The organism is Allostigmatella hybrida (assembly GCF_020103775.1).
Classification (GTDB): domain Bacteria; phylum Myxococcota; class Myxococcia; order Myxococcales; family Myxococcaceae; genus Hyalangium; species Hyalangium aurantiaca.
The window spans coordinates 1-24,243 of sequence record NZ_JAHXBH010000020.1 but is presented as its reverse complement, the minus strand read 5'-3'; the positions used below and the strand labels follow the sequence as shown (position 1 = coordinate 24,243).

Below are 24,243 nucleotides of genomic sequence, written 5' to 3'. Positions count from 1 at the left end.
GGTGGCCTCGCCGCGCTTGCGTTATAGGGGGCCCATGGCCGAGTCCTCCGCCCCCCTTCCCGCCGCCTTGGAGCCCACGGATCCCCTGTCGGTCCTCAACGGTGCGTTCCGGGAGGCGTATGCCTCGCGCCGGGAGGAGATCCTCGCGGGGCTGGGCCCGGTGATTGCGCAGATCGACGATGTGCTGATTCTCCGGCGGGGCGGCCAGCGCTTCGAGGGCCCCGCGCGCACCCGGCGCTACCACGCGTTCAAGTCCATCACGCACGTGCCCCTGGCGCTCCACATGTTGCTCTGGGAGCGGCGGGGCGTGCCCGGCGAGCCCCTGCGGGAGCGGCTCCAGGGGATTCAGCGGCTCCTCACCGCCGCGCTGGAGAGCCTCGAACACCGGGGCTTCACGCCCGGGGAGGCCGCGCGCCAGCGCCGCATCCTCGAGTCCACCCAGGGCCTCCTCGTGCAGGCCCTGGCCCCGGGCGGCATCACCCCCGAGGCGCTCACCGCCTACGCGCGCGCGCAGGCTCCCGACTTGCTCCTCAACGCGGAGGACGCGGCGAGGGACCAGCTCGAGACGATGCACGCCACCGTCGAGGCCTGGAAGCGGCAGATGACGCCGGAGGAGCAGCAGCGGCTGCGCGTGGTGGTGGCCACCTCGCACATGGCCCGCCCCGGCAACGTGGCCATGCAGTACTTCTCCGTCACCCTGGGGGAGACGTGGGAGGGCCGCTTCGACCAGGAGGACCTGCACCCGGGCAAGCGCGTCCTGTCCTCGGAGACGTCCTTCGACGAGGCGGCGGCCTTCACGCTGCTGGCCACCCACGTGCTCGATGCGCGCGTGGGCCGGCGCTTCTTCGGCGAGGAGGACCGGCTGGCGCGCGACGTGCTCGCGGATGCGGCCGAGCGGCTGCTGGCCCAGATGTTCCACCGCGAGCCCGAGCCCCCCGCGAACCCGGACAGCGCGCCCGGGACGCCACCCCGGCCCTAATCCTCCAGCAGGGCGTGCCAGCCGTAGCCCGGGTCCCCGAAGGCCAGGAACGGGGGGTTGAGGATCTGCGGCTTGTTGTAGACGAGCCGCTGCCCGGCGAGGTCCGTCACCCTGCCCCCGGCGGCCTCCAGGACGGCCTGCGCCGCGGCGGTGTCCCACTCGCTGGTGGGCAGGAAGCGCGGGTAGAAGTCCGCCTGGCCCTCGGCGATGAGGCAGAACTTGAGCGAGCTGCCCAGGGTGGCCGTGCGCGGCGTGCCGAGCCGGCGCAGCAGCGCCTCCACCCGGGGGCCCGCGTGGTCCTTGCTCGCCACGACGGTGAGCTGCCCGGGCACGGCGGGGCGGGTGCGCAGGGGCACGGGGGCCTGGCCGGGCAGGGCCTTGAAGGCGCCGCCCGCCGCGCTGCCCCAGTACGTCACCCCGGTGACGGGCACGTGCACCACGCCCAGCACGGGCCGGGTGCCGGAGATGAGGGCGATGTTGACGGTGAACTCGCCGCTGCCCTTGATGAACTCCTTCGTCCCATCCAGCGGGTCCACCAGCCAGAAGGTGCTCCAGGCGTGACGCCCGGCCGCCTCCTCCGCGCTGGACTCCTCCGAGAGGATGGGCAGGTGGGGGGTGAGCTGCCGCAGCGCCCCCACGATGTGGGTGTGCGCCGCCCGGTCCGCCGCCGTCAGGGGCGAGTCATCCGCCTTCCGCTCGAAGGCGACCGTGCCGCCATGAAACGCCAGGGTGGCGCGGCCCGCCTCCTGGGCCACGCCGCACACCGCCGCCACCCGTGCCTCATCGAGTTCGAGCATCCTGTCCTTCCGCCCGGGTGGCGGCGCCATCGTTGATCACCCGGAAACATGTATATTTGAATTATCCATCATGGGCAGCATGGCGCAGTTGTCGGAGTCATCGAGGGAAGGGGCGTTGGCGGAGAAGTTCCTGGCCGCCGAGCGCGGCGTGGTGCTGCTGCGGCTGCTCATCATCGTGGTGGGGGGCCTCTCCTACCCGTGGCTGGAGGGCCTCACCGGGAAGGGGCCCCGGTTCGCCTACGGGGTGCTGGTTCTGGCGATGGCCTACGCGCTCTTCCTCTATTGGTGGGAGCCCTACCGGAGGTACCGGGCGGCGCTGCTGGCCTCGGTGACGTCCGCCATCGACTTCGGCTTCGTGATGGCGTGGCAGTACGCCACCGGGGGCGTCCACACCCACTACTTCACCATCATCTGCCTGACGGTCGTCGTCATCGGCATCCGGTACACGCCCCGGGCGACGGTGCTCTCCACGCTCCTCATCAGCGGCTGCTACCTGGCCATGCTGGCGCTGATGGGGCAGCTCATGGAGCACCCCGGCCTGGTGCTGCTCAACCTGGGGCTCATCTTGATGGCGGGGCTGCTGGGGCTGATCTGCTCCCGGATGGTGCTCGAACAACTGGTGGCCCGCATCGAGCTGCAGAAGCGCCTCCAGATGGAGGAGCAGCTCAAGGGCAGCGAGGCGGCGCTCGCCGAGGCCCAGGCCATTGCCCACATGGGCAGCTGGAACTGGGAAATCTCCTCGGACCTCCACACGTGGTCCGCCGAGCTCTACCGCATCCTGGGCCGGGCCCCCGGCGAGGCGAGCCACAAGGCCCTCCTCGCGAGCATGCACCCCGAGGAGCGGACGCCCTTCGAGCAGGAGCTGAACCAGGTGCTGGCGGGGCGGCCCTCGCTGCACGGGGAGTACCGGCTGCTCCAGGCCTCGGGCGAGGTGCGATGGATTCACATCTGGGGCCAGGTGGTGCGCGACGGCTCGGGCCGGCCGGTGCGGCTGAGCGGCACGGCGCAGGACATCACCGAGCGCAAGGTGCTGGAGATGCGGCTGGCCGTCGCCGACCGTATGGCCGCCCTGGGGACGCTGGCGGGGGGCGTGGCCCATGAAATCAACAACCCGCTGACGTTCATCACCAACAACCTGCTCTACCTGGAGGAGAACCTGGGGACGCAGGCCGCGGCGCAGCTCCCGCACCACGAGGAGCTGCGCAAGGCGCTGGCCGACGCGCGCGAGGGCGCCAACCGCGTGCGCACCATCGTGAAGGACCTGCGGACGTTCTCCCGCGTGGAGGATGCCCGGCGCGTGCCGGTGGACGTGCACCAGGGGCTGGACTTCGCCATCAACATGGCGGCCCCGGAGCTGCGCCCCCGGGCCCGGCTGGTGCGCGACTACGGCCCGGTGCCCCCGGTGCTGGGCGACGAGACGCGCCTGGGGCAGGTGTTCCTGAACCTCTTGGTGAACGCCGCGCAGGCCATCCCCGAGGGAAACCCCGAGGCCCACAGCGTCACGGTGCGCACGCGCGTGGGCGCCTCTGGCCAGGTGGAGGTGGAGATCCGCGACACCGGCTCGGGCATGAAGCCGGAGGTGCTCGCGCGCATCTTCGAGCCGTTCTTCACCACCAAGCCCGTGGGGGTGGGCACGGGGCTGGGCCTGTCCATCTGCCACGGCATCATCGTGGCGCTGGGCGGAAGGATTTCCGCCTGGAGCGAGGTGGGCCAGGGCACGGCGTTCACCGTGACGCTGCCGGCCACCGAGGCGCCGCCGGCCGTCCCCGAGGAGCGGACCCCGGTGCCTTCCCTCGGGGCGCGGGCGCGGGCGCGGGTGCTGCTCATCGATGACGAGCCGCTGGTGGCCTCGTCCATCCGGCGGACGCTCAAGGACAGCTACGACATCACCATGCTCCTGGGCATGGAGGCCCTGCAGCGGCTGCTGGGCGGCGAGACGTTCGACGCCATCGTGTGTGACCTGGCCATGCCGGACATCACCGGCATGGAGCTGCACGACCGGCTCCGGGAGCACCGCCCGGACATGGCCGCGCGGATGATCTTCCTCACCGGCGGGGCCTTCACGCCCCGGGCCCAGGCGTTCATCGGCCAGGCCCGGTACTGGCTGGAGAAGCCCGTGGAGCTGCCCGCGCTGCGCACCCTGCTGCAGGACGTCATCCAGGAGACCCAGCCGCCGCCGGACGCGCCCTGACTCAGGCCGGGTGGGGCGAGGGGGCGGCCGGGGGCTGGGGGCGCTGCTTCCGGGCCCGGGCGCGGACCCAGAGGATGCCGAGCACGAGGAACACCGCCGCGCCGATGCCCGAGCCGATGAGCTGGGCCTGGATGAGGTCCGCGGTGACGTCGCGCACCACCTGGGGGAGGTTGCACACCGTCTGGGCGGCCAGCGGCGTCTCGTTGTACCAGGCCATGAAGTGCGGGGCCGCGTAGGTGGCGGCCTGGTTGCCCAGGAAGGCCCCCGCGAGCATGAAGGTCAGCAGGGTCTTGAGCACGGCCATGGGGGGCACCTCGGCAGGGGGGGGCGGGAAGCGGTGGCCGTCATTTATATGCGCGGGGGGCCGCCGCAAAGCCCGGACCGTGTTATCTCTGGGCCATCGTGCCGCTCCTGCCGCTCGCCGCCCTGTTCGCGCTCGTGACGCTCGTCTGCGCCGCCTTCCTGCTGCTCCACGCGTTCCGCCGCAGCGTGGGCACCGGGATGATGGTGCTGCTCATCCCCTTCTACGTGCTGTTCTACGCCTTCAGCCAGTTCGAGCACCCGCGCAAGAGCCTCATCCTGGCGGGGTTCTTCGGCTGCTCGTTGCTGGCGGCCGTGTGCCTGGGGCTGGGGGCGCACGCGCTCGCGGAGAGCATGTCCAGCCTGCCTCCTCCCGGGTACTGAACCCGCCGTGAGCCTGGAGCCCGCGGGCGCGCAGTGCGCGAAGCATCCCGGGGTGGCCGCGGTGGCCCCGTGTGCCCGGTGCGGCACCTTCCTGTGCAGCGAGTGCACGGAGCTGATGGGGGAGGCGGCCTACTGTGAGCCGTGTGTCCTCTGGCTGCGGCAGCACGGCGCGCCGTCGCGCACGGTGCAGGCGGTGCTCGCGCTGAACGTGCTGGCCATCGTCTGCTTTCCCATGTGCGGCTTCTCGGTGCCCCTCCTCAACTTCCTGGCCGCGGCGGCCGGGCTGTGGTGGCCCGCGCGCGAGCTGCGGCGCATCCACCGGGGCGAGGGCCCCTTGCGCGGCGTGCGCCAGGCCCAGGTGGCCCGGGGGCTGGGCGGGGTGAACCTCCTGCTCCTGGGGCTGTGGGCGGCGGCCCTGCTCTATGCCTGGAGCCGGGGCGCCATCTACTGAGGGCTCCCCGTCATCGCCCGCCTGCCTGCCTGCTTGCCTGAACCTGGGCGATGAACGCGTCGATGAGACGCCGGGCGATGCTCAGCGGGGGCGGAATGCGGGGCAGGGCGTCGATGGTGTACCAGTTGGCCTCGATGATTTCCTGGCCGTCCACCCGCACCTCGCCCCCGGCGTACTCGGCGTTGAAGCCCACCATGAGCGAGCGCCCGAAGGGCCAGGGCTGGCTGCCGAAGTAACGTAGGTTCTTCAGCTCGAGGCCCACCTCCTCTTTCACCTCGCGCAGGACGGTCTCCTCCAGGGACTCGCCCGGCTCCACGAACCCCGCCAGCGTGCTGAAGAAGGCGTCGGGGAAGCTGGAGGCGCGCGCCAGCAGCATGCGCTCCCCCTGGGAGATGAGGACGATGATGGCCGGGGAGATGCGCGGGTAGTACGGCGTGCGGCACGCCGGGCAGCGCCGGGCGCGCTCGCCGGGAACCAGCCCCGTAGGCTGGCCGCACCGGCCGCAGAAGCGGTGGGTCACATCCCACTCAGCGATGGCCAGGGCTCGGCCCGCCACGCCGAGCCACACGTCATCCAGCACCATGAACAGGCCGCGCGCGGTCACCAGCTTCATGCCCGGGGGCGGCTCCAGCTCCTTGGGGTAAGCCACCGCGTAGCAGTCCCGCCCCTCCAGGGTGCCCAGGAAGTGCGCGCCCTCCAGGAGGCTGGGCAGCTCGGCCCCCGAGGGGACGGTGGGCGTCCCCTCGCGCTCGGCGACGAGCAGCTCCAGCCCGCGCGCGGCGAAGAGCAGACACGCCTCGCGTGCGCGGGGAGGGGGGACATGGCCTGGGACGAAGCGGGGGGGATTCACACGGGACACCATAGCGTGGGCGCCGCAGACGCGCGCATCCGGGGAGGCATTCGCGCAGGGCAAGCGTTACGGGAAGGGGATGATGCCCTCCCCCCCGGGCGCTCAGCCGAAGCCCCGCCCTATTAGGCAGCCAAGTGGGATCTTCCAGAAACTCGCTATGAACAGGAGCGGGCAGGAAGAGCCGTGCCACGGGCCCAAATTGATTTCTTCTACACGGCCTGCCCGGTCATCCAAGAGACAGGACCTGACGTGCCGGTTACAAGGAAACGTGTTTCAGTAAAGGGGTTCCGTCCTGGGGCAAAGAAGCGGGTTGGGCCCCGGGACGTGCGCGGCGCGGATGAGGGCGGCAGGGAGATGACGGCATGGAGATGAACCAGAGAGCTCCTCGGCGCAGACACGGTTTTGGCTCGCGGCACGCCAGCGCCGCGGGCATCGCTCCGCCGCGCGGGGGCTCGTCGCTGCCCCGGCGCACCGTGCAGGAACTGGCCTCCTCGGGCGGCATCTCCGTGCTCGTCATCGACGACGAGCCCGACATGCGCGAGCTGATCAGCCTCTCCCTGCCCTCCACCGAGTTCGAGGTGGTGATGGCCGAGGGCGGACGCGCCGCCGTGGCGCTGCTGGCCACGCGCCGCTTCGACGTGGCCATCACGGACCTCAAGTCGCAGGACGCCCAGGGCATGGAGACCGTCTCGGTGCTGCGGCAGATGGATCCGGACATGGAGGTCATCGTCGCCACGGGCTTCGTGAGCGCCGAGACGGCGCGGGCCTGCATGCGCTACGGCGCGTACGACTACATCCGCAAGCCGTACGACATCGAGGAGCTGCGGCACGTGCTGCTGCGCGCCGTGGAGAAGCGGCGCCTGCGCTCGCTGGTGCCGCTCTACGAGGTGAGCTGCGCGCTGCTGTCGCTGCGCACCCGGGCCGAGGTGCTCGCGCACCTGGGCGAGCTGGCGTTGGATCTCGTGCCGCACCAGGCCTTCCGGCTGCTCCTGCCGGATCCGGACACGGGCGTGCTCCACCTCTGCTCCCCGCCGGACGGGCTGGAGCTGCCGCTGGAGGCGCTGCGCGAGCTGGCCCTGCGCGCCATCGGGCGCCAGGAGCCCGTGAGCGTGACGCACGCGGCGAAGGAGTGGCCCTTCTCGCCTGTCTCCCGCCTGGGTGCGGCCATCGCCTACCCGCTGCAGGCGGGCAGCGCCCCCGCGGGCAGCCTCATCCTCATGCGGGGCATCGCCCAGCCGGCCTTCTCCGTCTCCGAGCTTCAGAGGGGCAACCTCTTCTGCGCCCAGCTCGCGCTGGCGCTGGAGACCGCGCGGCTCAACAGCGAGATGGACGCGCGGCTCAAGGAGATGCTCGCGGCGCGCGGCGAGATGGTGAAGGCCGAGAAGCTGGCCACCGCGGGCAAGCTGGCCGCGGGCCTCACCCACGAGCTGAGCAACCCGCTGGCCTTCACGAAGGCGAGCCTCCAGGCGCTCACGGGCTACTCGCGCAACGTGAAGACGCTCTCGTCGGTGACGCGCGACGTGGCGCACGAGCTGGCCTCGCGCGGCGAGCCGCGCCTGATGGAGCTGGCCCGGCGGCTGCTCGCGGTGACGGGCTCCGAGGCGCAGGCGGTCATCCAGGACTCGGCGGACGCGGCCGAGGACGCCGTGGACGGCATCCGCCGCGTGGAGGGGCTGCTCTCCGAGCTGCGCACGCTGTCGGGCGACTGTCCCGTGGTCCAGTTCGAGAAGATGGATGTCACCCCGCTCCTGCAGGCGTGGACGGAGAAGGAGCACCTGCCGCGGCCCATCCGCGTGGAGGCCCCCAACGCCGTCATCGCGCACGTGGGGCGCAAGGAGCTGGAGAGCAGCCTGGCGCGCCTGGTGACGTTCCTGTGTGAGATGCCGCTGGAGCGGCCGGGGGCCTCGCGCGAGCCCGTCGTCCTGCGCGCGGGCCACGACAAGGACCGGCCCGTCATCTGGCTGGAGGACCCGATGCTGGTGCTCTCCGAGGAGCGGCGCTCGGACATCTTCGATGCGCGCATCCAGGAGGATTCCCACGGCGGGCGCACCATGCGGCTGAACCTGAGCCTGGCGCTGGCGTACCAGATTCTGCGCCGCATGGGCGCGGACCTGGCCGTGCTGCCGGCCGCCTCGGGGGGCAGCACCTTCCGGCTGCTGCTGCCCGGGATGGGCTGAGCCGCTCCCCGCGGGCGGCGCGGCCCCGTGGTTGACCGGCGCGGGGGCCGGCGTCTACATGAGGCCCGCGCCCGGGCTCTGGGGCGCGCGAGGACTTCATGCCGCAAGACTCCGCATTCATCGCCGTGGGGGAGCCAGCCCGCCATGTCAGCGGCGCGCTGGAGAAGAAGGTGCCCCGGGGCGAGTTCGTCGAGATGAGCCAGGGGCCCTTCACCCAGGTGCTCTCCATGGCGCAGCAGGGGCTGAACCCCGCCTCCAACGTGGACTGCGCGCGCTTCGCGCTCACCGCGTGGCGCGCCACGCGCCGGCGCCAGAACATCCTCCTGGGCGAGGAGTTCCCCGGCATCCAATTCCTGGCGTGGGAGGCCCTCTTGGGCCGGCGCAAGCGGCGCATCGTGCTGCTGGTGCACAACGTGGCGAGCAAGAAGCGCCTGCTGGCGCTGGCGAAGGTGGGGCTGGGGCGGCGCGTGGACCACTTCCTGTGCCTGTCCGAGCACAGCCGGCGCGTGCTGGTGGAGGAATACGGCATTGCGCGCGAGCGCATCACCGTCATCTACTCGCGCGTGGACACGGCCTACTTCCAGCCCCAGCCAGCACAGCCCGTGCTCCACCGGGTGTGCGCCGCGGGCGCGGTGAACCGCGACTACGGCACCCTCATCGCGGCGGCCACCGGGCTGGACGCCGAGGTGAAGATCGCCGCGGACACCGCCTGGCGCTACTCGGTGGCGGGCAAGGAGCAGAAGGACGCCCAGGCCCTGCCGCCCAACGTGGAGATGCGCTCCTGGGGCAACTACCTCAACCTGCGCCAGCTCTACGCCGAGTCGCGCGTGGTGGTGGTGCCCCTGGCGCGGCCCATCATCAGCGGCATCACCGTGGTGCTGGAGGGCATGGCCATGGGCAAGCCCGTCATCCTCACGCGCAACCCCTATGTGGAGGGGTTCATCGAGGACGGGGTGACAGGCCTCCTCGTGGACCCGGGCAACCCGGCCCAGCTGCGCGAGCGCATCCAGTGGGTGCTGGCCCACCCCGCCGAGGCCGAGGCCATGGGGCAGCGCGCCCGCGAGAAAGCCGTGCGCGACTTCTCCGTGGAGCGGTACGTGGAGCGCATCCTCAGTCCATTCGCCGGCGATGCGCCGCCACCGCACACCTGAGTCCGACCGGGGGGCCAGACGTTGGCGCGGCGCGTCAAGTTGAGCCGGAAAAAGGCCATGCGTACACTCCTGGAAAAACCTGTTGGGGTTCCTCCAACCCACGTGCGGGGTAGGCAACGGGGCCCTGCCCCGGGGGCGGAATGTCGGTGGCTGGAAGTTGTAAGTGCTGAGCTTGCTTGCTCTTCCGGAACGAGGCCGGCATCTCCTACCCAACAGGTATTTTAACGGCGTCGAATTTCAGCGTGCTTGCGTGCACTTTTCGAGGACCCGTACAATCTTAGGAGGTTAAGAGCAGGGAGGCGCCGTGAAGTCCGCCCCCTGTATTCCGGGGGACTCGAGCCCCGGGCTTTTCCCTGGGTCGTGGGGAGGTTGGCATGCAGACCGCATCGGTCCCGAAAGAAAGCGCTGAGAGTTCGGCGCCGTCGCGCGAACCTAACAAGGTTGCCGCCGTGGCAGAGGCCCCGCGGGTCTTTGTCGCGCCGATGCGGACCAACAAGCCCGTGCGCGGGCGCCTGGCGCCGGGCTTCGCCGCGAAGTTGAACCTGTTGGCGGACCTGGCCTGGGTGGTGGTGGCGCTCCTGGGCTCCACGCTGCTGGCGGGGCACTCGCTGCAGCTCTCCAACCTGGACTTCTGGCTGCTGCTGGGCGTGGCGGGACTGGGCTGGGTGCTGGTGGGCACCACGCTGTGCCTGTATGACGCGCGCTTCTCGGACCGGGCGCCGCTGGATGACCTGGCGCTCACCTCCATCACGGTGGTGGTGATTACCGGGGTGCTCTACCTGGAGCGGCTGCTGATCGCGGGCGGCATGCCGGTGGTGGCGCTGACGTTCTTCCCGCTGATGCTGTGGACGGGCGTGGTGACGCTGCGCCACCTGGTGTTCCGCCGCCTGGCGGTGCGCGAGGAGCCGCTGGACGAGGCGCTCATCCTGGGCATTGGCGCCATGGGCCGGCTCACCGGCGAGCACCTGGCCGAGCACGGGCGGCGCCGGGTGTGCGGCCACCTGGCCTTCAGCAACGAGGTGCAGGGCGCGAACTCCCCGCCGAACGTGCTGGGCAAGGTGGAGCGCCTGGAGGAGGTGCTCTGCCAGGTCCCGGTGGATGTCGTCTACATCTCCGGCAACGTGCAGAAGCACGGCACCGAGATGCAGGCGGCCATCAAGCTGTGCGAGAAGTTCGGCATCCCGTTCGCGCTGCCGGCCCACCCGTTCCGCATGGACCGGGCGCGCCCCGAGCATGGCCACGCGGTGGCCGACGGCTACCTGCACTTCGTCACGCACGCGCCCCAGCCGCACCAGATGGCCATCAAGCGCCTGTTCGACATCACCTCGTCCTCCGCGGCGCTGCTGGTGCTCTCGCCGCTGATGCTGACGGTGGCGCTGCTCATCAAAATGACCTCGCGCGGGCCGGTGCTCTTCAAGCAGAAGCGCGTGGGGCTGCACGGCAAGCCCTTCAGCATGCTGAAGTTCCGCTCCATGGTGGTGAACGCCGAGGAGCTCAAGGCGCGCCTGGAGGCGATGAACGAGCAGACGGGCCCCGTGTTCAAGATCAAGAATGATCCGCGCATCACCCGCGTGGGCCGCTTCATCCGCAAGTACTCCATCGACGAGCTGCCCCAGTTGCTCAACGTGCTGCGCGGGGAGATGAGCGTGGTGGGTCCCCGGCCGCCCTTGCCCAATGAAGTGGCCAAGTACGCGGCCTGGCAGCGCCGGAGGCTGTCGGTGCGGCCCGGGCTCACCTGCATCTGGCAGGTGTCGGGGCGCAACCAGATCACCTTCGATGAGTGGATGTACCTGGACATGCAGTACATCGACCACTGGACGCTGCGCACCGACCTGGACCTCATCCTGAAGACGGTCCCCGTGGTGCTCACCGGCAGCGGGGCCAGCTAGCGGCGCCCGGCCGGGTGGCAGGCTGGAGACGGGGCGGGGAAGCGGTCCCCGAATTGACGCGGGTGCGGTGCTGTCGTTGACTGGCCCTCCTTCCGCGCCCATGTCCATGCCGCCCCCCGACCCGAGCGCCGCGGCGCTTCGCCCCTCCTCACCGTCTCCCGCGCTGGATGTCACGGCGTCGGTGCGCAATGCCCTGAAGCTGGGCGGCTCGCTGATGGTGACGTACGGCATCGCGCTGGCGGTGCGCCTGCTGCTGCCCCGGGTGCTGGGGCCGGAGGCCTTCGGCCAGTTCAACTGGGCCTCGGAGGGCTTCACCGCGGTCTTCTTCGTGCTCGTGGGGCTGGGGCTGGAGGTCTACATCCGCAAGGAGGTGGCGCTCCGGCCAGAGCACGCCAGCGAGTTCTTCGGCGGCACGCTGCTGCTCCAGGTGGGCCTGGCCGCGGGGCTCCTCGCGCTGATGCAGGGGCTGATGGTGGCCGACGGCAAGCCGGCGCACCTGCGTCTCTTGGTGCTGCTGCTGGGCGTCTACCAGCTCTTCTTCCGGTGCAACGGCACGCTGGCCGCGGTGCTCCACGCGCGCGAGCGGGTGGATGGGCTCTCGGTGGCGAACATCGCCACCAAGTGCGTGTGGGGCGGCGGGCAGCTGCTCGTGCTGGCGCTGGGGCTGCCGCTGCCGTGGCTGGGCGCGCCCATCCTCGCCTCGGAGGTGCTGCGCGCCGCGGTGCTCTTCCGCCTGTCGCGCCGGCACGCGGGGCTCCAGTTCCACGTGAACGCGCGCGGCACCCGCGAGGCGCTCACGGGCGCGCTGCCCTTCTTCCTCAACGAGGCGGCGCTGGCGGCCAACGGTCCCATGGGCATCTTCCTCCTGGGCCTGCTCACCAACACCACGGAGGTGGGCTGGTACGGGGCCGGGTGGAACCTGGCGGGCATGACGCTCATGGCGGCGCCGGTGCTCACCTGGGTGCTCTTGCCGCTCCTGTCGCGCGCCGCGTCCCAGTCGCCCGAGGAGCTCACCCGCATCACCCGCCGCACCCTGGAGGCGGTGCTCGCCTTCTCCATTCCGCTCACGCTCGCCATGGGGCTGGGCGCGGACGTGTGGATCGGCTGGGTGTACGGCGAGGCCTTCACGCCCGCCGCGGCGGTGCTGCGGCTGCAGGCCCCCATCCTCGCGCTCACGTACGTGGCCATGGTGTGCGCCAGCGTGCTCACGGTGACGGGGCAGGGCTGGCGGGTGACGCGCACCTCGGTGGTGTCCATGGTGCTCAACGCCACGCTCAACCTCACGCTGGCGCGGCCCTTCCTGGCGTGGTTTGGCCCGGTGGGCGGCGCGTGCGCCTCGGCGCTGGCGCTCTTCACCTGCGAGTCGGTGGTGGTGTTCCTGCTGGTGCGCGCGGTGGGCCACCAGGCCTTCGACCGGCAGAGCCTCGTGCGGCTGGGCAAGACGCTCGGCATCTGCGCGGGGGTGGGCGGCGTGCACGTGGCGCTCGCGGGGCTCGGGGCCGTGCGGCTGGCCGTGGGCGCCGCGCTGTATGTCCTTCTCGTGTTCGCCACGGGCGCGGTGCGCCTGGAGGAACTGCGAAACCTGATGCGCCTGGTGCGCCGCCGGGGAGCCCCCGCCCCGGCCTCCCCCGCGTGAGCTGGAGTCTTGGTGTGATGAGCCGTTCGAATCTCTCCGCGCTGTCCGTGTCCCGCCCCCCCGCCTGGTGGGCCCTGCTGCTGGTGCTGCCCGTGCTCGTGGCCGGCTGCTACCGGCCGGGCCGCTATGTCTGGGTGGATGACTACCGCGCGCCCCCGTCGCTCCAGGACGAGGGCTACATCATCCGCCGGGGAGACCTGCTGAACATCAACGTGTGGAACCAGCGCGAGCTGTCCGCGGACACGCTCGTGCGCGAGGACGGCCGCATCACCCTGGCGCTGCTCAACGACGTGGACGCCGCGGGCGTCACCCCGCCGGTGCTGGCGCGGCGGCTGGAGGAGCTCTTCAAGCCCATGGTGAACAACCCCGTCGTCTCGGTGCGCATCTCCCGGCCCGAGCCGCTCCGGGTGTCGGTGCTGGGCGAGGTGAAGAGCCCGGGCATGAAGGAGCTGGCCCCGGAGTCCGGCGTGCTGCACGCGCTCGCGCAGGCGGGCGGCTTCACGGACTACGCGCAGCTCGACGGCATCTTCGTGCTGCGGCAGCAGCCGGACTCCCCGCTGCCGGTGCGCATCCGCTTCGACTACGAGGCCGTCACCCGCACGCGGGGCAAGGGGGCCTCCTTCCTCCTGCGCACCGGCGACGTGGTGGTGGTGGAGTAGCCGCATGGCGACGCTCCTGCCCGCGCTGGTGACGGGGCTCGTGCTGGCCAGCTCCCCGGCCATCCGCTACTCGAGCGCGTTCCGGGCGGAGACGTTCGTGCGCACCCCGGGCCTGGCGGAGCGGGCGGACCGCTCGGTGCTGGAGGACGTGGTGCTCACGCCCCGGGGGCAGGCCATCCTCTACACGCCGCGGCTGGAGGTGAAGGCCATCCTCGAGCCGCAGTTCATGCTCCGCCGCACCCTGTCCCAGCCCACGCTGGAGGTGCTCACCTTCTTCTTCCTCCGGGGCGAGTACCAGCTGCGGCGCGGGCTGAAGGTCTGGGCCATGGAGTCGGCCACCTACGGCACCTTCCCCTTCGAGGACTTCCGCGTCCCCGCGCCGGTGAGCGGCGGCGGGGACCGGCTGCTGGATGCCAACCGCTACATCTACGCGGAGACCATGGCGGGCGTGGATGTGACGGGGATCCGGCGCACCTACATCGGCGCGTACGTGGCCTATGTCATCAACGGCCTGTTGGATCCGCCCACCACCATCCGCACCCGGAGCGAGACGGACCGCGTCACCCCGGCCCAGTACAGCGTGGAGCTGCGCGCGCAGGCGTTCCACTCGCTCACGCGCCGCTTCGTGCTGGGGCTGCACCTGTACGGGCGGGACGTGGACTTCTCCACGGGCGCGCGCCTCACCCAGCTCCAGTCCACCCAGGTGACGCAGTACCAGTTCCACCCGCTCGTCCAGGGCAAGCTGGAGCTGGGGGTGGCGGTGGGCGAGCGCTTGCCGCAGCGCGAGGAGTTCTCCGGGCTCAAGCCGTTCCTGCTCCAGCCCATGGGGGATGCCTCGCTCACGGTGCCGGTGCCGGTGGGCTACCACTGGCCGGTGCAGGCCAAGCTGTCGGCGCGGTACGTGCCCTACATCAGCCCGTTCACCACCATCGTCTACCCCCGCATGGAGCAGGCCGTGGCCCTGGAGTGGAAGGGCCGGCGCCAGGCCCAGGTGAACCTGGAGATGGCCCTGGCCCAGTCGGCGACGCGGGGCTTCCACGCGCCGGATGGCGAGGAGCGCGTCACCCTCAAGTTCCAATGGCCGCTTACTCGCACCTCGGCCGTGGTGGCGTCTGGCCGACTCTTGAGGCTGCGAGAATTTCTGATCTCCGACGACCCCCTCTATAAGTGGTTTGCGGGCGTCGGATTGGTGATTCGCCAGGAGAATGGTAGGCTTTAATCCCACCAAGAAGCACGAATGAAGAAGTTCCTGCTGCTGTCGGTGCTGTACGCATTGGTCGTGCTTCCGGGCGTGGCGGCCCGGGAGCGTCACCCGGTTCGAGGCCTCAAGAAAGCCATCGCGCTGATGGTCCTCTTCAACCTCTTTTACGCGTTCGCCGTGCTCGTCATCTGGCCGCAGATGGACGACTGACCCTGAAGGAGAGGATCCGGAATCCCCCGTATGGACGCCTCGCAACGAACGGTCCTGGTGGTCGAGGACTCTCCCCTGTTCCGCAAGATGGTGGGGGAGTTTCTTCACGCCCTGGGTATCGAGCGCGTCCTGGAGGCCTCCAATGGCCGGGCGGCCATGGAGTTCCTGGCGGCGGGACGGCCCGACCTGGTGTGCCTGGATCTGACCCTGCCGGACGTGTCGGGGTACGACTTGTGCGAATACATCCGGGGCACCAAAGCGTTGGCGACGGTGCCAGTACTGATGATCAGCGCGAGAGGCACCTTATTGGACCGGGCACAGGCGGAGGAAGTCGGTGCGGATGGCTACTTGACCAAGCCATTCTCGCAAGACGAGTTTAACCAGCAAGTCCTGTCCATGTTGGCCAGAAACGTGAAGTCTCTACCGGGTGGAGGGAAGAACGATGCCCGCACCTGAGGAGCGGCTGCCGGAAGTGGAGCGCCAGCAGGCGCAGCTCTTCGACTGGGAGCAGCTGCGCGACTACTTCGGCTACGTGAAGAGCGCGGTGAATCGCCACCGGTGGCTGGTGCTGGGCACGTTCCTCCTCACGGCCGGGCTGGGCCTGGCGGCGGCGAAGCTCCTGCCGCGCACCTGGTACGCGGAGACGAAGCTCCTGCCGCGGCGCGCCTCGGCCATCGCCGCGCTGGTGAACCCCGAGCGCCCGAACCTGCTCAACCCGGATCCGCCCAACCCCATGCGCCCGGCCAACGAGGTGGACGCGCCCACCAAGGCGGCCGCCGAGGCCGTGCTGCGCCGCGACAACTTGGTGTCGCTGGTGAAGAAGCTGAACCTGCTCGACCGCTGGGAGGCCACGCGGCCGCCGCTCTTGCGCGCCAAGGACACGGTCATGCGCATGCTCACCGCCCCGCCGGACGAGGATGCGCGCATGGACGGCATGGTGGGCGTGCTGGAGAAGAAGCTCTCGGTGGGCACCAATGACGGCAAGGTGACCATCGGGGTGGAGTGGGGCGACCCGCAGCTGGCCTACGAGCTGGTGGACGCGGCGCAGCAGAGCTTCCTCCACGCGCGCGAGCGCGAGGAAGTCTCCAGCATCGAGGACGCCATCACCATCCTGGAGGAGCACGAGCGCCAGGCGGCCGAGGCGGTGAAGCTCTCCTACGACGAGTTCGAGAAGACGTTCTCGGCCATCATGCTGGAGCGCCGGCGCGTGGTGGGCGACCCGCGGCTCATTCCGCGCTTCTCCTCCACGGACCAGGAGCTGGCGCAGCTGCGCTTCCTCATCCGGGCCAAGCGCCGCGCCATCGCGGACGCGCAGGTGCAGCACAACCAGCGCGTGACGGAGATGCAGGACGACCTGGCGCAGAAGCGGGAGATGTACGCGCCGGACCACCCCTCGGTGGTGGAGCTGGAGGGCCGGGTGGCCTCGCTGCGCCAGGGCTCGCCGCAGGTGAAGGCGCTGGTGGGCGAGGAGAAGGAGATGCTGGCCGAGTACGCGGACCTGGGCGGCAAGTCGCTGCCATTCCCGGACGAGCCGGTGCCGGACCCGTACGGCCTGGAGCGCGTGCTGATGGGGCTCTTGCCCGCCATCTCGGAGAACCCGAGCGCGGCGGTGTCCCTGGAGCAGCTGCGCAGCCGGCTGAGCGCGCAGCAGCAGATCCTCAAGCGCATCGACTCGGCGAAGCTTGAGCGCAACATCGCCATGCGCTCGTTCAAGTACCGCTTCACGCTGCTCACGCCGGCCGAGTTCCCCAAGAAGCCCATCAAGCCCAACGCGCTCGTCATCTCCCTGGGCGCGGTGGTGGCGGGCCTGGTGCTGGGGGTGTTCGCGGCGCTGGCGCGCGATGTGCTCAGCGGGCGGGTGCTGGAGAGCTGGCAGGTGGAGCGCGGCCTGGGCTTGCCGGTGCTGGCGGAGCTGGACCGCCGTCCGGGCGGAATGTGAGCGGGCGCGGATGGCCCCGGGGGTAACACCATGATGGTGATGGACGCGCTGCTGCTCGTGCTCGGGCTGCCGGTGGGCGTGGGCTGCGGCTACCTGCTGCTGCTCACGCTCCTGTCGGCGGGCAAGGCGGCCCCCGCGCGCGGGGCCTCCACGCGCACGTTCGACATCATCGTCCCCGCGCACAACGAGGAGACGGGCATCGCCAGCACGGTGGCGAACCTGTCCGCGCTGGACTACCCGGCGGTGCAGCGGCGCATCCTCGTGGTGGCGGACAACTGCTCGGACGCCACGGCGGACCGGGCGCGCGAGGCGGGGGCCACGGTGCTGGAGCGCCACGACACCGAGCGCCGCGGCAAGGGCTACGCGCTGGAACTGGCCTTCGCGCAGAGCCTGAAGGACGGCTTCGCCGATGCAGTGGTGGTGGTGGACGCGGACACGCACGTCTCCCCGCACCTGCTGCACTCCTTCTCCCAGCGGCTGGAGGCGGGCGCGCAGGCGCTCCAGGCGCACTACGGCGTGCTCAACCCGCACGCCTCGTGGCGCACGCGGCTGATGACCATTGCCCTGGCGCTGTTCCACAAGGTGCGCTCCATGGGGCGCGAGCGGCTGGGCGTCTCCTGCGGCCTGCGCGGCAACGGCATGTGCTTCACCCACCGCGTCATCCGCGAGGTGCCGCACGAGGCGTTCTCCATCGTGGAGGACCTGGAGTACGGCATCCGCCTGGGGCGCGCGGGGCACCGCGTGCACTACGTGTGGGAGGCGGACGTGCTCGGGGAGATGGTCTCCTCGGAGAAGGCCTCGCGCTCGCAGCGCCGCCGGTGGGAGGGCGGCCGGTGGGCGATGACGAAGCAGTTCGGCGTGCCGCTCCTGGGCGAGGCCCTGCGCAAGCGCGACGGGGTGCTGCTGGACCTGGCCATGGACCTGCTGGTGCCGCCCCTGAGCTACGTGGTGCTGGGCGCTGTGGGGCTCATGGTGGCCGCGGGGGCGCTCTCGGCGTGGCAGGGGCAGGTGGCCCTCTCCACGCTGCTGGCGGCGTTCTGCGTGGGCAGCCTGGGGCTGTACGTGCTGCGCGGCTGGTGGGTGTCGGGCATGGGCGTGCGCGGGCTGATGGACCTGGGGCGAGCGCCCTTCTACGTGGTGTGGAAGCTGTGGCTGGTGCTGAGCCGGCCGCAGGAGAAGAAGGGGGAGTGGGTGCGGACCACCCGTGAAGCGCGCAAGCCCTAAAGGGGCGGTGCGGCACGGTCTTGCCCCCGGGCGGTGATGGAAGCCTTCCTCTCGCGCACACCGGTGTTCCTCACGCTGCTGGCGGGCCTGGTGCTGGCCACGCTGGGCCTGCTCGTGCTCTTCCCGGCCGTGGCGCTGCTGCCCATGGTGGCCGCCATCATGGTGTGGGTGCTGGCGAAGGTGCCGGTGCGCTACCCGGTGCTCGTCCTGCTCACCGTGCTGCTGGTGGTGGACTGCGCGGTGGAGAACCCCTACTCGGGGCACTGGAACTCGCCGCTCACCTTCATCGGCCGGCTGTGCTTCATCAACCTCAACGTCGTCACCGGCGTGCCCGGCCTGGGCTTCACGCTCATCGACTTGTCGGTGTTCGGGCTGAGCGCGCTCTACATCTACCGGCGCGCGGCGGGGCTGAAGATAGACGGGGTGATGACGCCCCTGCCCAAGCCCCTGGTGATTGCCCTGCTGGTGGTGATTGGCACCGTGGTGTGGATGTACCTGTGGGGCATGGCCCGGGGCGGAGACCCGCGCCCGGCGAAGTGGCAGCTCCAGAAGATGCTGCTCTTGCCCATCATCGTCATGCTGTTCACCGTGTCCATCAAGGGCGCGGAGGACTTCAAGCTCCTGGGCCGCATCATCGTCGCGTCCGCCTTCGTGAAGGCGTTCCTGGGCGCCTTCTTCATCGTCTTCATCGCCCGGCCCCGGGGGCTCTACACCGAGTACGCCACCACGCACTCGGACACGATGATCTACGTGACGGGGCTGGCCATCGGGGTGACCTCGTATTCCGAGGAGCCGACGCGCCGCAACTTCTGGCGCATGGTGATTGTCTGCGGCGTCATCCTCATGGGGATGCACTACAACGACCGGCGCCTGGCGTACGCGAGCTTCAACCAGTGCCTGGTCGCCATCTTCCTGATCAGCCCGTGGACTTGGGTGAAGCGCTATGTAGCGCGCGCGGGCATCATCCTGGCCCCCGTGTTCCTGCTCTATGTCGTGGTGGGCTGGGCGAATCCCACGGGCTTTTTCTCGCCTGTGAACACGTTCAAGTCGATGCTCGTGGGCGAGCACAACGACACCGGCGAGATGGATTACCGCGACGTGGAGAACTTCAACGTCATCAGCACCTGGCAGCGCAACCCGATGCTCGGCACCGGGTACGGCCACGGCTTTGAAGAGGTCATCAAGCTCGCGGACATCTCCCACCTCTTCGAGGACTACCTCTACCACCCGCACAACTCGGTGCTGGGCCTGCTCGCCTTCGGCGGCGTGGTGGGCTTCAGCGGCATGTGGATGTTCGTCGCACTCACGGTCTTCTTCGCCGTGCGCGCCTACCACCGCGCCCACCCGCCCGTATGGCGTGCGGGCGCACTGGTATGTGTTTCGGTGGTGCTTGCCTACACCAACCAGTGCTTCGGCGACATGGGGCTCAGCAGTTGGTACTGCAACTTGCTCATCGCGCTGGCGGTGACGTGCGCGGGCAAGGTGGCGACGCAGGCCGGGGCGTGGGGGTCGACAACGCCCTCCCCGTCCGAAATGACCGGGGAGATGGTGGAGGTGAAGGAAGGAGTGGGACGCACATGAGCCGCAAGGGTGGGAACTCCCGGCGAGCGGAGCAAAGGCGCGATTTCACCTCGTCAACGCTTCGGCCGCCGGCGACGGTGTCGCCATTGGGCAGACGCCGGGAAATGAGTACACTGGACGAGTCCATGTTCGAGCCGAATGACACGTCCGGTGGTGCAGGCACTCCCCGTGGGGGGGAGGCCAATGCCTCGAAGCAAGGACAGGGCCGTCCCCGGCCGTGGTCGGTGGTGCGTGGGCCGACGCCTGTTCCGCTTCCACTGGTTCCGGAAGAGCCTCTGTACAACGAGGTCGTCCCGGCCCCACCGCCGCAACCCGAACCCATCCCCCACGAGCTGCTGCACCTGTGGGCGATGCTCACCCAGCGCGAGAAGTGGTCCTCGCTGGTGGTGGTGCCGGCCCAGCCGGGCGCCTCGGGCATCGACGCGGCGCGCGCCATCGTCGAGGTGGGCAACCAGTACCGCGAGAAGCCCATCCGCTTCATCAGCGCCGAGGGCCTTCCTCCGGGCGCTGGGTCCCGCCTGGCCTGGGAGATGCGGGCCCACGTCGAGCAGGGTGGGATGGTCGTGGTCTGCATTGACTCGGTCCTCTCCAACCCGGTGTGCATCGAGGTGGCGATGGCGTCCGAGCGCGCGCTCCTGTGCGTGCCGCTGGGCTCCACGCAGTTCTCCGCGGCGCGCCAGACGCTGGAGCTGATCGGCAAGCACCGCTTCCTGGGCAGCGTGACGCTGCAGCCCAAGGGGAGAAAGAAGTGAGCGACTCGCCCCCGGCGAGCCGAGAGGCTGCGCCGCGGGCCGATGCGCAGCGGCCTCGCCTGAGCGTGGTGATGGCCACGTACAACCGGCTGGCCCTGCTGACGCGGCTGCTGGAGCAACTCGGGCGGCAGACGCTGCCCCCTTCCGGCTACGAAGTCGTGGTGGTGGATGACGGCTCCAAGGAGCCCGTCCGCGAGCCCCTTGAGGCGCTGGCGAAGACGCTGCCCTACGCGCTCCAGGTGGAGGTGCAGCAGAACGCGGGCGCGGCGGCGGCGCGGCACCGCGGCGTCACCCGGGCGCGCGGGGACATTGTCCTCATCACCGACGACGACATGCAGGTGCCGGAGGACTTCCTCCAGCGTCACCTGGAGCAGCACCCGCCCGGCTCGCGCCACGTCATCCTGGGGCGCATTGATCCGGACCCGGCCATCCACGACATGCCCCTGTTCGAGCGCTGGTATGCGTACCTGCACGACCGGCTGGCGCAGCGGCTGGAGGCGGGCGGGGCGCGGGGCTTCAACCTGTACACGGGCAATGTCTCGTTCCGCCGCGAGGACTACCTGGCGGTGGGGGGCTTTGATCCGGCGCTGAAGCAGTCGGAGGACATCGAGCTGGGCATCCGCCTGGAGAAGGCGGGCTGCCGGGTGGGGTTCTGCAACGCGGCGTACGTGCTCCACGGCTCGGACCACACGAGCTTCGAGAAGTGGCTCGCGCGCGCGCACCGTTACGGCATCATGGACTCGCGTCTGTCCGAGCGGCACTCGGACGTGCCGCAGGTGGACCCGTGGAGAATGCTCTTCGAGATGAACGCGCTGGCGCGGCCCCTGCTCGCCACCGCGGTGGTGCTGCCGGGGCCGACGCGGCCGGTGACGGGCGCGCTGATGGGCGCCGCGAAGCTGGCGGACCGGCTGGGCCTGGCGCAGGTGGCCTACAAGAGCACGTCGGTGGCCTACACCATGGAGTACCTGCGCGGGGCGCGGGCGGAGGCCGGCTCGTGGCGCGAGGTGGCGCGGCGCATCTCCCGGTACCGGCGCGCCGCGGCCGGGGGCGAAGCGCAGCCCTCGCCCGGGCCTGGGCGGAAGGACACGAGCGGAGCGTCATGAGCACGGGGCGGTGGGTGGCCCTGGGGCTTGCGTGGGCCCTGGTGCTCACGGCTTGTCAGGAGTCCGCGCGCGGCAGTCCCCCCGCCGCCACCGCCCGGCCGGCCGCGGCCAAGGCCCACCTGAAGGTGGAGCTGGCGCAGGTCATCTACGAGGGCGGCTTCAAGTCCGGCTGGAAGGACGTGGGCTGGGCCGAGCGCGAGGTGACGGGGCCGGGGCCCGCGCGGGTGCTGATGGCGGAGCTGGGCTCGTGGGCCATGGAGCACGAGGGCCCGGTGCAGGCCACCTTCGGCGGGGTGGCGCTGCGCTACCACGCGCCCGCGGGCTACGGGGACTTCCTGGAGGTGCGGCTGGACTCCCAGGACAGCACCACCTTTCCGCGGGTGAGCGTGGAGGCACGGCACGCGGTGGCCCAGGAGGGCGAGTGGGTGCAGCTGCTCATTCCCATGGGCGAGCTGAACCCGGAGCAGCGGCCCTTCGAGCGGCTCGTGCTGCGGGCCCGGAAGCGCGTGGGGCGCGAGTGGGTGGAGCTGGATCAGATCGGCCTCACGCGGCCCGGGGCGCAGGTGGCGAGCCGCGGGCGGCAGGCGTCGCTGGTGCTGGAGGAGGTGGCCTACGACGGCGGGGTGAAGCCGGGCTGGGAGGCCAGCGGGTGGACCGAGCGCGTGGTGGACACGGGGCCCGCGCAGGTGATGATGGCGGGGCTGGGCGGGTGGACGCTCCGGCACAAGGAGCCGCTGAAGGGCACCTTCGGGGGGCTGGCGCTGCGCTACCGCGCGCCCCCGGGCTACGGGGACTTCCTGGAGGTGCGGCTGGACACCGAGGACGCGACGGTGTTCCCGCGCGTGCGCGTGGAGGCGCGGCACCAGGTGAGCCGGCAGGAGGACTGGGTGCAGGTGCTCGTGCCGCTGGCGGAGCTGAACCCGGAGATGAATCCCTTCCGCCGCATCGTCATGCGGGCCTACAAGAAGGTGGGCACGGACTGGGTGGAACTGGACCGGATTGGGCTGACGGGCACGAGCGAGGCGGCGGTGGGCGCGCTCTCGGTGGGCGGGGGGCGCGTGGCGGTGGGGCCGCCGAAGGCCGCGGCCCTGTCGGTGCTGTGCACGGCGCCCACCCACGCCATCAACCCGCTCATCTACGGCATCGCCTTCAACGCCCTGCGCGAGAGCAAGGACGCGCACCTGTGGGAGATGGGGGCCACGGCGCGCCGCTGGGGCGGCAACCCCACGAGCCGCTACAACTGGCGCATCAACGCGTGGAACACGGCCAATGACTGGTACTTCCGCAACACCTCGCCCGGGGATGAGCCGAAGTTCACCTACGAGGAGTTCCTGCTGAGCAACCGCGCGCGCGGGCTCCAGTCGGCGCTCACGCTGCCGATTCTCGGCTGGGTGGCCAAGGACACGGCGTCGGTGAGCTTCCCGGTGTCGAAGTTCAAGTCCCAGGAGAAGACGGCCCCGGAGATGCCGGAGGCGGGCAACGGCAAGTCGCCCTCGGGGGCGCTGCTGCCGCCGCTGCCGCCGGAGCAGACGAGCGTGGCCGCGCCGCCGGAGTTCATCGCCGAGTGGGTGCGCACCATCCGCCAGAAGGACGGAGGGCGGGGGCGCAGCGTGCAGATGTACTTCCTCGATAACGAGCCCATGCTGTGGAACTCCACGCACCGGGACGTGCACCCGCAGCCCACCACGTACGACGAGCTGCTGGAGCGCACGGTGGCCTACGGCACGGCGGTGCGGCAGGCGGATCCAGAGGCGGTCATCGCGGGGCCGGCGGAGTGGGGGTGGACGGCGTACTTCCGCTCGGCGGCGGACGTGGACAAGTCGCGCCCGGCGGACGCGGACCGGAAGGCGCACGGCAACGTGCCGCTCTTGCCCTGGTACCTGCGCAAGCTGAAGGAGCACCAGAAGAAGACGGGCGTGCGGCTCCTGGATGTGCTGGATGTGCACTTCTACCCGCAGGGCAAGGGCATCGGCCTGGAGGAGGAGGGGGAGACGGACGAGGCCACCTCGGCGCTGCGCATCCGCTCCACGCGCGCGCTCTGGGACGACAACTACAAGGACGAGTCCTGGATTGGCGAGCCGGTGCGGCTGATTCCCCGGCTGAAGAAGATGGTGGCGGAGAACTACCCGGGGCTGGGCATTGCGCTCGGGGAGTACAACTTCGGCGCCACGCGGCACATGAGCGGAGGGCTAGCGCAGGCCGAGGCGCTGGGGCGCTTCGCGGAGGGAAACCTCACGGCGGCGTTCCACTTCACCTATCCGCCGGACCGCAGCCCCACGTGGTGGGCGTTCCGGGCGTACCGGGACTTCGACGGCAAGGGCGGGCGCTTCCAGGACCTGTACGTGCCCACCAAGGCGGTGGAGGGAACCTCGCTGTTCGCCTCGCGCAGCGTGGATGGACAGCGCGTGGTGGCGATTGCCCTCAACCTCCAGCCGGAGACGGCCCGCGCGGCGCGGGTGGAGCTCAAGGGCTGCGGGGCGCTGCGGGATGCGCGGGTGCTGACGTACACGGGTGAGCCCGATGGCTTCGCCGAGCAGCCGGGAGGGTCCTTCCAGACGGATGGGCTGGATGCGCTGCTGCCGCCCTACTCCATCACGGTGCTGGACCTGACGCTGGCGCCCGCCCGGAAATAGCCTTCAAGTTCTCCGAGGGCTCCTCGCACATCACCGCCGGAGCCCTCAACATTCCTGTTAGGAGGCTGGAGGAAATAACTTTTCCACTTTCAGTTGTTGAACCAATGAACTTGGCAACGAGGAAAGCGGATGGACG

Annotated in this window: 21 protein-coding genes; 18 read left to right on the top strand and 3 right to left on the bottom strand. The window is 70.5% G+C overall.

What is annotated here, in order from left to right; all coding sequences use genetic code 11:
- Positions 1-34: 34 nt before the first annotated feature.
- Entirely contained in the window at positions 35-979 is a 945-nt protein-coding gene (locus KY661_RS25435; RefSeq protein ID WP_225412687.1) for a hypothetical protein, read from the top strand.
- Here KY661_RS25435 and cysQ read toward each other — a convergent pair.
- Positions 976-1,776, bottom strand: coding sequence for a 3'(2'),5'-bisphosphate nucleotidase CysQ (cysQ, locus tag KY661_RS25430; protein WP_225412686.1), 801 nt, complete (start codon positions 1,774-1,776; stop codon positions 976-978). The two genes, KY661_RS25435 and cysQ, sit on opposite strands and share 4 nt — an antisense overlap.
- 115 nt (positions 1,777-1,891) lie before the next feature.
- Here cysQ and KY661_RS25425 point away from each other — a divergent pair, with 115 nt between their 5' ends.
- Positions 1,892-3,967, top strand: a complete 2,076-nt coding sequence (locus KY661_RS25425) for an ATP-binding protein (RefSeq protein ID WP_225412685.1) — start codon at positions 1,892-1,894, stop codon at positions 3,965-3,967.
- Between the two features lies 1 nt (position 3,968).
- Here KY661_RS25425 and KY661_RS25420 read toward each other — a convergent pair whose 3' ends face one another.
- On the bottom strand, positions 3,969-4,271 hold the full coding sequence (locus KY661_RS25420; RefSeq protein ID WP_225412684.1) for a hypothetical protein: 303 nt from the start codon (positions 4,269-4,271) through the stop codon (positions 3,969-3,971).
- 98 nt (positions 4,272-4,369) lie between these two features.
- On the opposite strand from KY661_RS25420, the gene KY661_RS25415 reads away from it, so the two are divergent.
- Positions 4,370-4,651, top strand: coding sequence for a hypothetical protein (locus tag KY661_RS25415; RefSeq protein WP_075009148.1), 282 nt, complete (start codon positions 4,370-4,372; stop codon positions 4,649-4,651).
- A 7-nt stretch (positions 4,652-4,658) separates the two neighbouring features.
- Positions 4,659-5,102 carry a hypothetical protein gene (locus KY661_RS25410; protein WP_225412683.1) on the top strand — a complete coding sequence of 148 codons (444 nt, stop codon included), beginning with the start codon at positions 4,659-4,661 and terminating at the stop codon, positions 5,100-5,102.
- Between the two features lie 10 nt (positions 5,103-5,112).
- Here the strand turns inward: KY661_RS25410 and nudC are convergent, their stop codons facing one another.
- Positions 5,113-5,952, bottom strand: a complete 840-nt coding sequence (gene nudC / locus KY661_RS25405; protein WP_225412682.1) for an NAD(+) diphosphatase — start codon at positions 5,950-5,952, stop codon at positions 5,113-5,115.
- Between the two features lie 368 nt (positions 5,953-6,320).
- On the opposite strand from nudC, the gene KY661_RS25400 reads away from it, so the two are divergent.
- The 14 genes from KY661_RS25400 (at position 6,321) to KY661_RS25335 (ending at position 24,107) form a co-directional block, all read left to right on the top strand.
- A complete protein-coding gene (locus tag KY661_RS25400) occupies positions 6,321-8,129 on the top strand; it encodes a response regulator (protein ID WP_225412681.1) in 1,809 nt (602 codons plus the stop codon).
- A 98-nt stretch (positions 8,130-8,227) separates the two neighbouring features.
- Positions 8,228-9,280 carry a glycosyltransferase family 4 protein gene (locus KY661_RS25395; RefSeq protein ID WP_225412680.1) on the top strand — a complete coding sequence of 351 codons (1,053 nt, stop codon included), beginning with the start codon at positions 8,228-8,230 and terminating at the stop codon, positions 9,278-9,280.
- Positions 9,281-9,654: 374 nt separating this feature from the next.
- On the top strand, positions 9,655-11,169 hold the full coding sequence (gene epsZ / locus KY661_RS25390; protein ID WP_263437353.1) for an exopolysaccharide biosynthesis polyisoprenyl-phosphate hexose-1-phosphate transferase EpsZ: 1,515 nt from the start codon (positions 9,655-9,657) through the stop codon (positions 11,167-11,169).
- Positions 11,170-11,245: 76 nt separating this feature from the next.
- The gene (locus KY661_RS25385; RefSeq protein ID WP_225412678.1) at positions 11,246-12,805 is read left to right on the top strand and encodes an oligosaccharide flippase family protein; all 1,560 of its coding nucleotides are present in this window, start codon (positions 11,246-11,248) and stop codon (positions 12,803-12,805) included.
- Between the two features lie 17 nt (positions 12,806-12,822).
- Positions 12,823-13,464 (top strand): polysaccharide biosynthesis/export family protein, encoded by a 642-nt coding sequence (locus tag KY661_RS25380; RefSeq protein WP_225412677.1) that lies wholly within the window; start codon positions 12,823-12,825, stop codon positions 13,462-13,464.
- 4 nt (positions 13,465-13,468) lie between these two features.
- Complete coding sequence (locus tag KY661_RS25375; protein WP_225412676.1) at positions 13,469-14,683, top strand: hypothetical protein; 1,215 nt, start codon at positions 13,469-13,471, stop codon at positions 14,681-14,683.
- Positions 14,684-14,701: 18 nt separating this feature from the next.
- On the top strand, positions 14,702-14,875 hold the full coding sequence (locus tag KY661_RS25370) for a hypothetical protein (RefSeq protein WP_177241467.1): 174 nt from the start codon (positions 14,702-14,704) through the stop codon (positions 14,873-14,875).
- Between the two features lie 30 nt (positions 14,876-14,905).
- Positions 14,906-15,331 carry a response regulator transcription factor gene (locus KY661_RS25365; protein WP_075009141.1) on the top strand — a complete coding sequence of 142 codons (426 nt, stop codon included), beginning with the start codon at positions 14,906-14,908 and terminating at the stop codon, positions 15,329-15,331.
- Positions 15,318-16,814: a GumC family protein gene (locus KY661_RS25360; RefSeq protein ID WP_225412675.1), complete on the top strand. Its 1,497-nt coding sequence runs from the start codon at positions 15,318-15,320 to the stop codon at positions 16,812-16,814. The genes KY661_RS25365 and KY661_RS25360 overlap by 14 nt, the downstream gene beginning before the upstream one ends.
- Positions 16,815-16,844: 30 nt before the next feature.
- Positions 16,845-18,038 (top strand): exopolysaccharide biosynthesis GT2 family glycosyltransferase EpsU, encoded by a 1,194-nt coding sequence (epsU, locus tag KY661_RS25355; RefSeq protein WP_225412674.1) that lies wholly within the window; start codon positions 16,845-16,847, stop codon positions 18,036-18,038.
- Between the two features lie 36 nt (positions 18,039-18,074).
- A complete protein-coding gene (gene wzy / locus KY661_RS25350) occupies positions 18,075-19,619 on the top strand; it encodes an exopolysaccharide repeat unit polymerase (protein ID WP_225412673.1) in 1,545 nt (514 codons plus the stop codon).
- A 104-nt stretch (positions 19,620-19,723) separates the two neighbouring features.
- Entirely contained in the window at positions 19,724-20,371 is a 648-nt protein-coding gene (locus tag KY661_RS25345) for a hypothetical protein (protein ID WP_225412672.1), read from the top strand.
- Positions 20,368-21,474 carry an exopolysaccharide biosynthesis glycosyltransferase EpsD gene (epsD, locus tag KY661_RS25340; protein WP_225412671.1) on the top strand — a complete coding sequence of 369 codons (1,107 nt, stop codon included), beginning with the start codon at positions 20,368-20,370 and terminating at the stop codon, positions 21,472-21,474. The genes KY661_RS25345 and epsD overlap by 4 nt, the downstream gene beginning before the upstream one ends.
- Positions 21,471-24,107 (top strand): glycoside hydrolase family 44 protein, encoded by a 2,637-nt coding sequence (locus KY661_RS25335; RefSeq protein WP_225412670.1) that lies wholly within the window; start codon positions 21,471-21,473, stop codon positions 24,105-24,107. Before epsD ends, KY661_RS25335 begins: the two co-directional genes overlap by 4 nt.
- Positions 24,108-24,243: the final 136 nt, after the last annotated feature.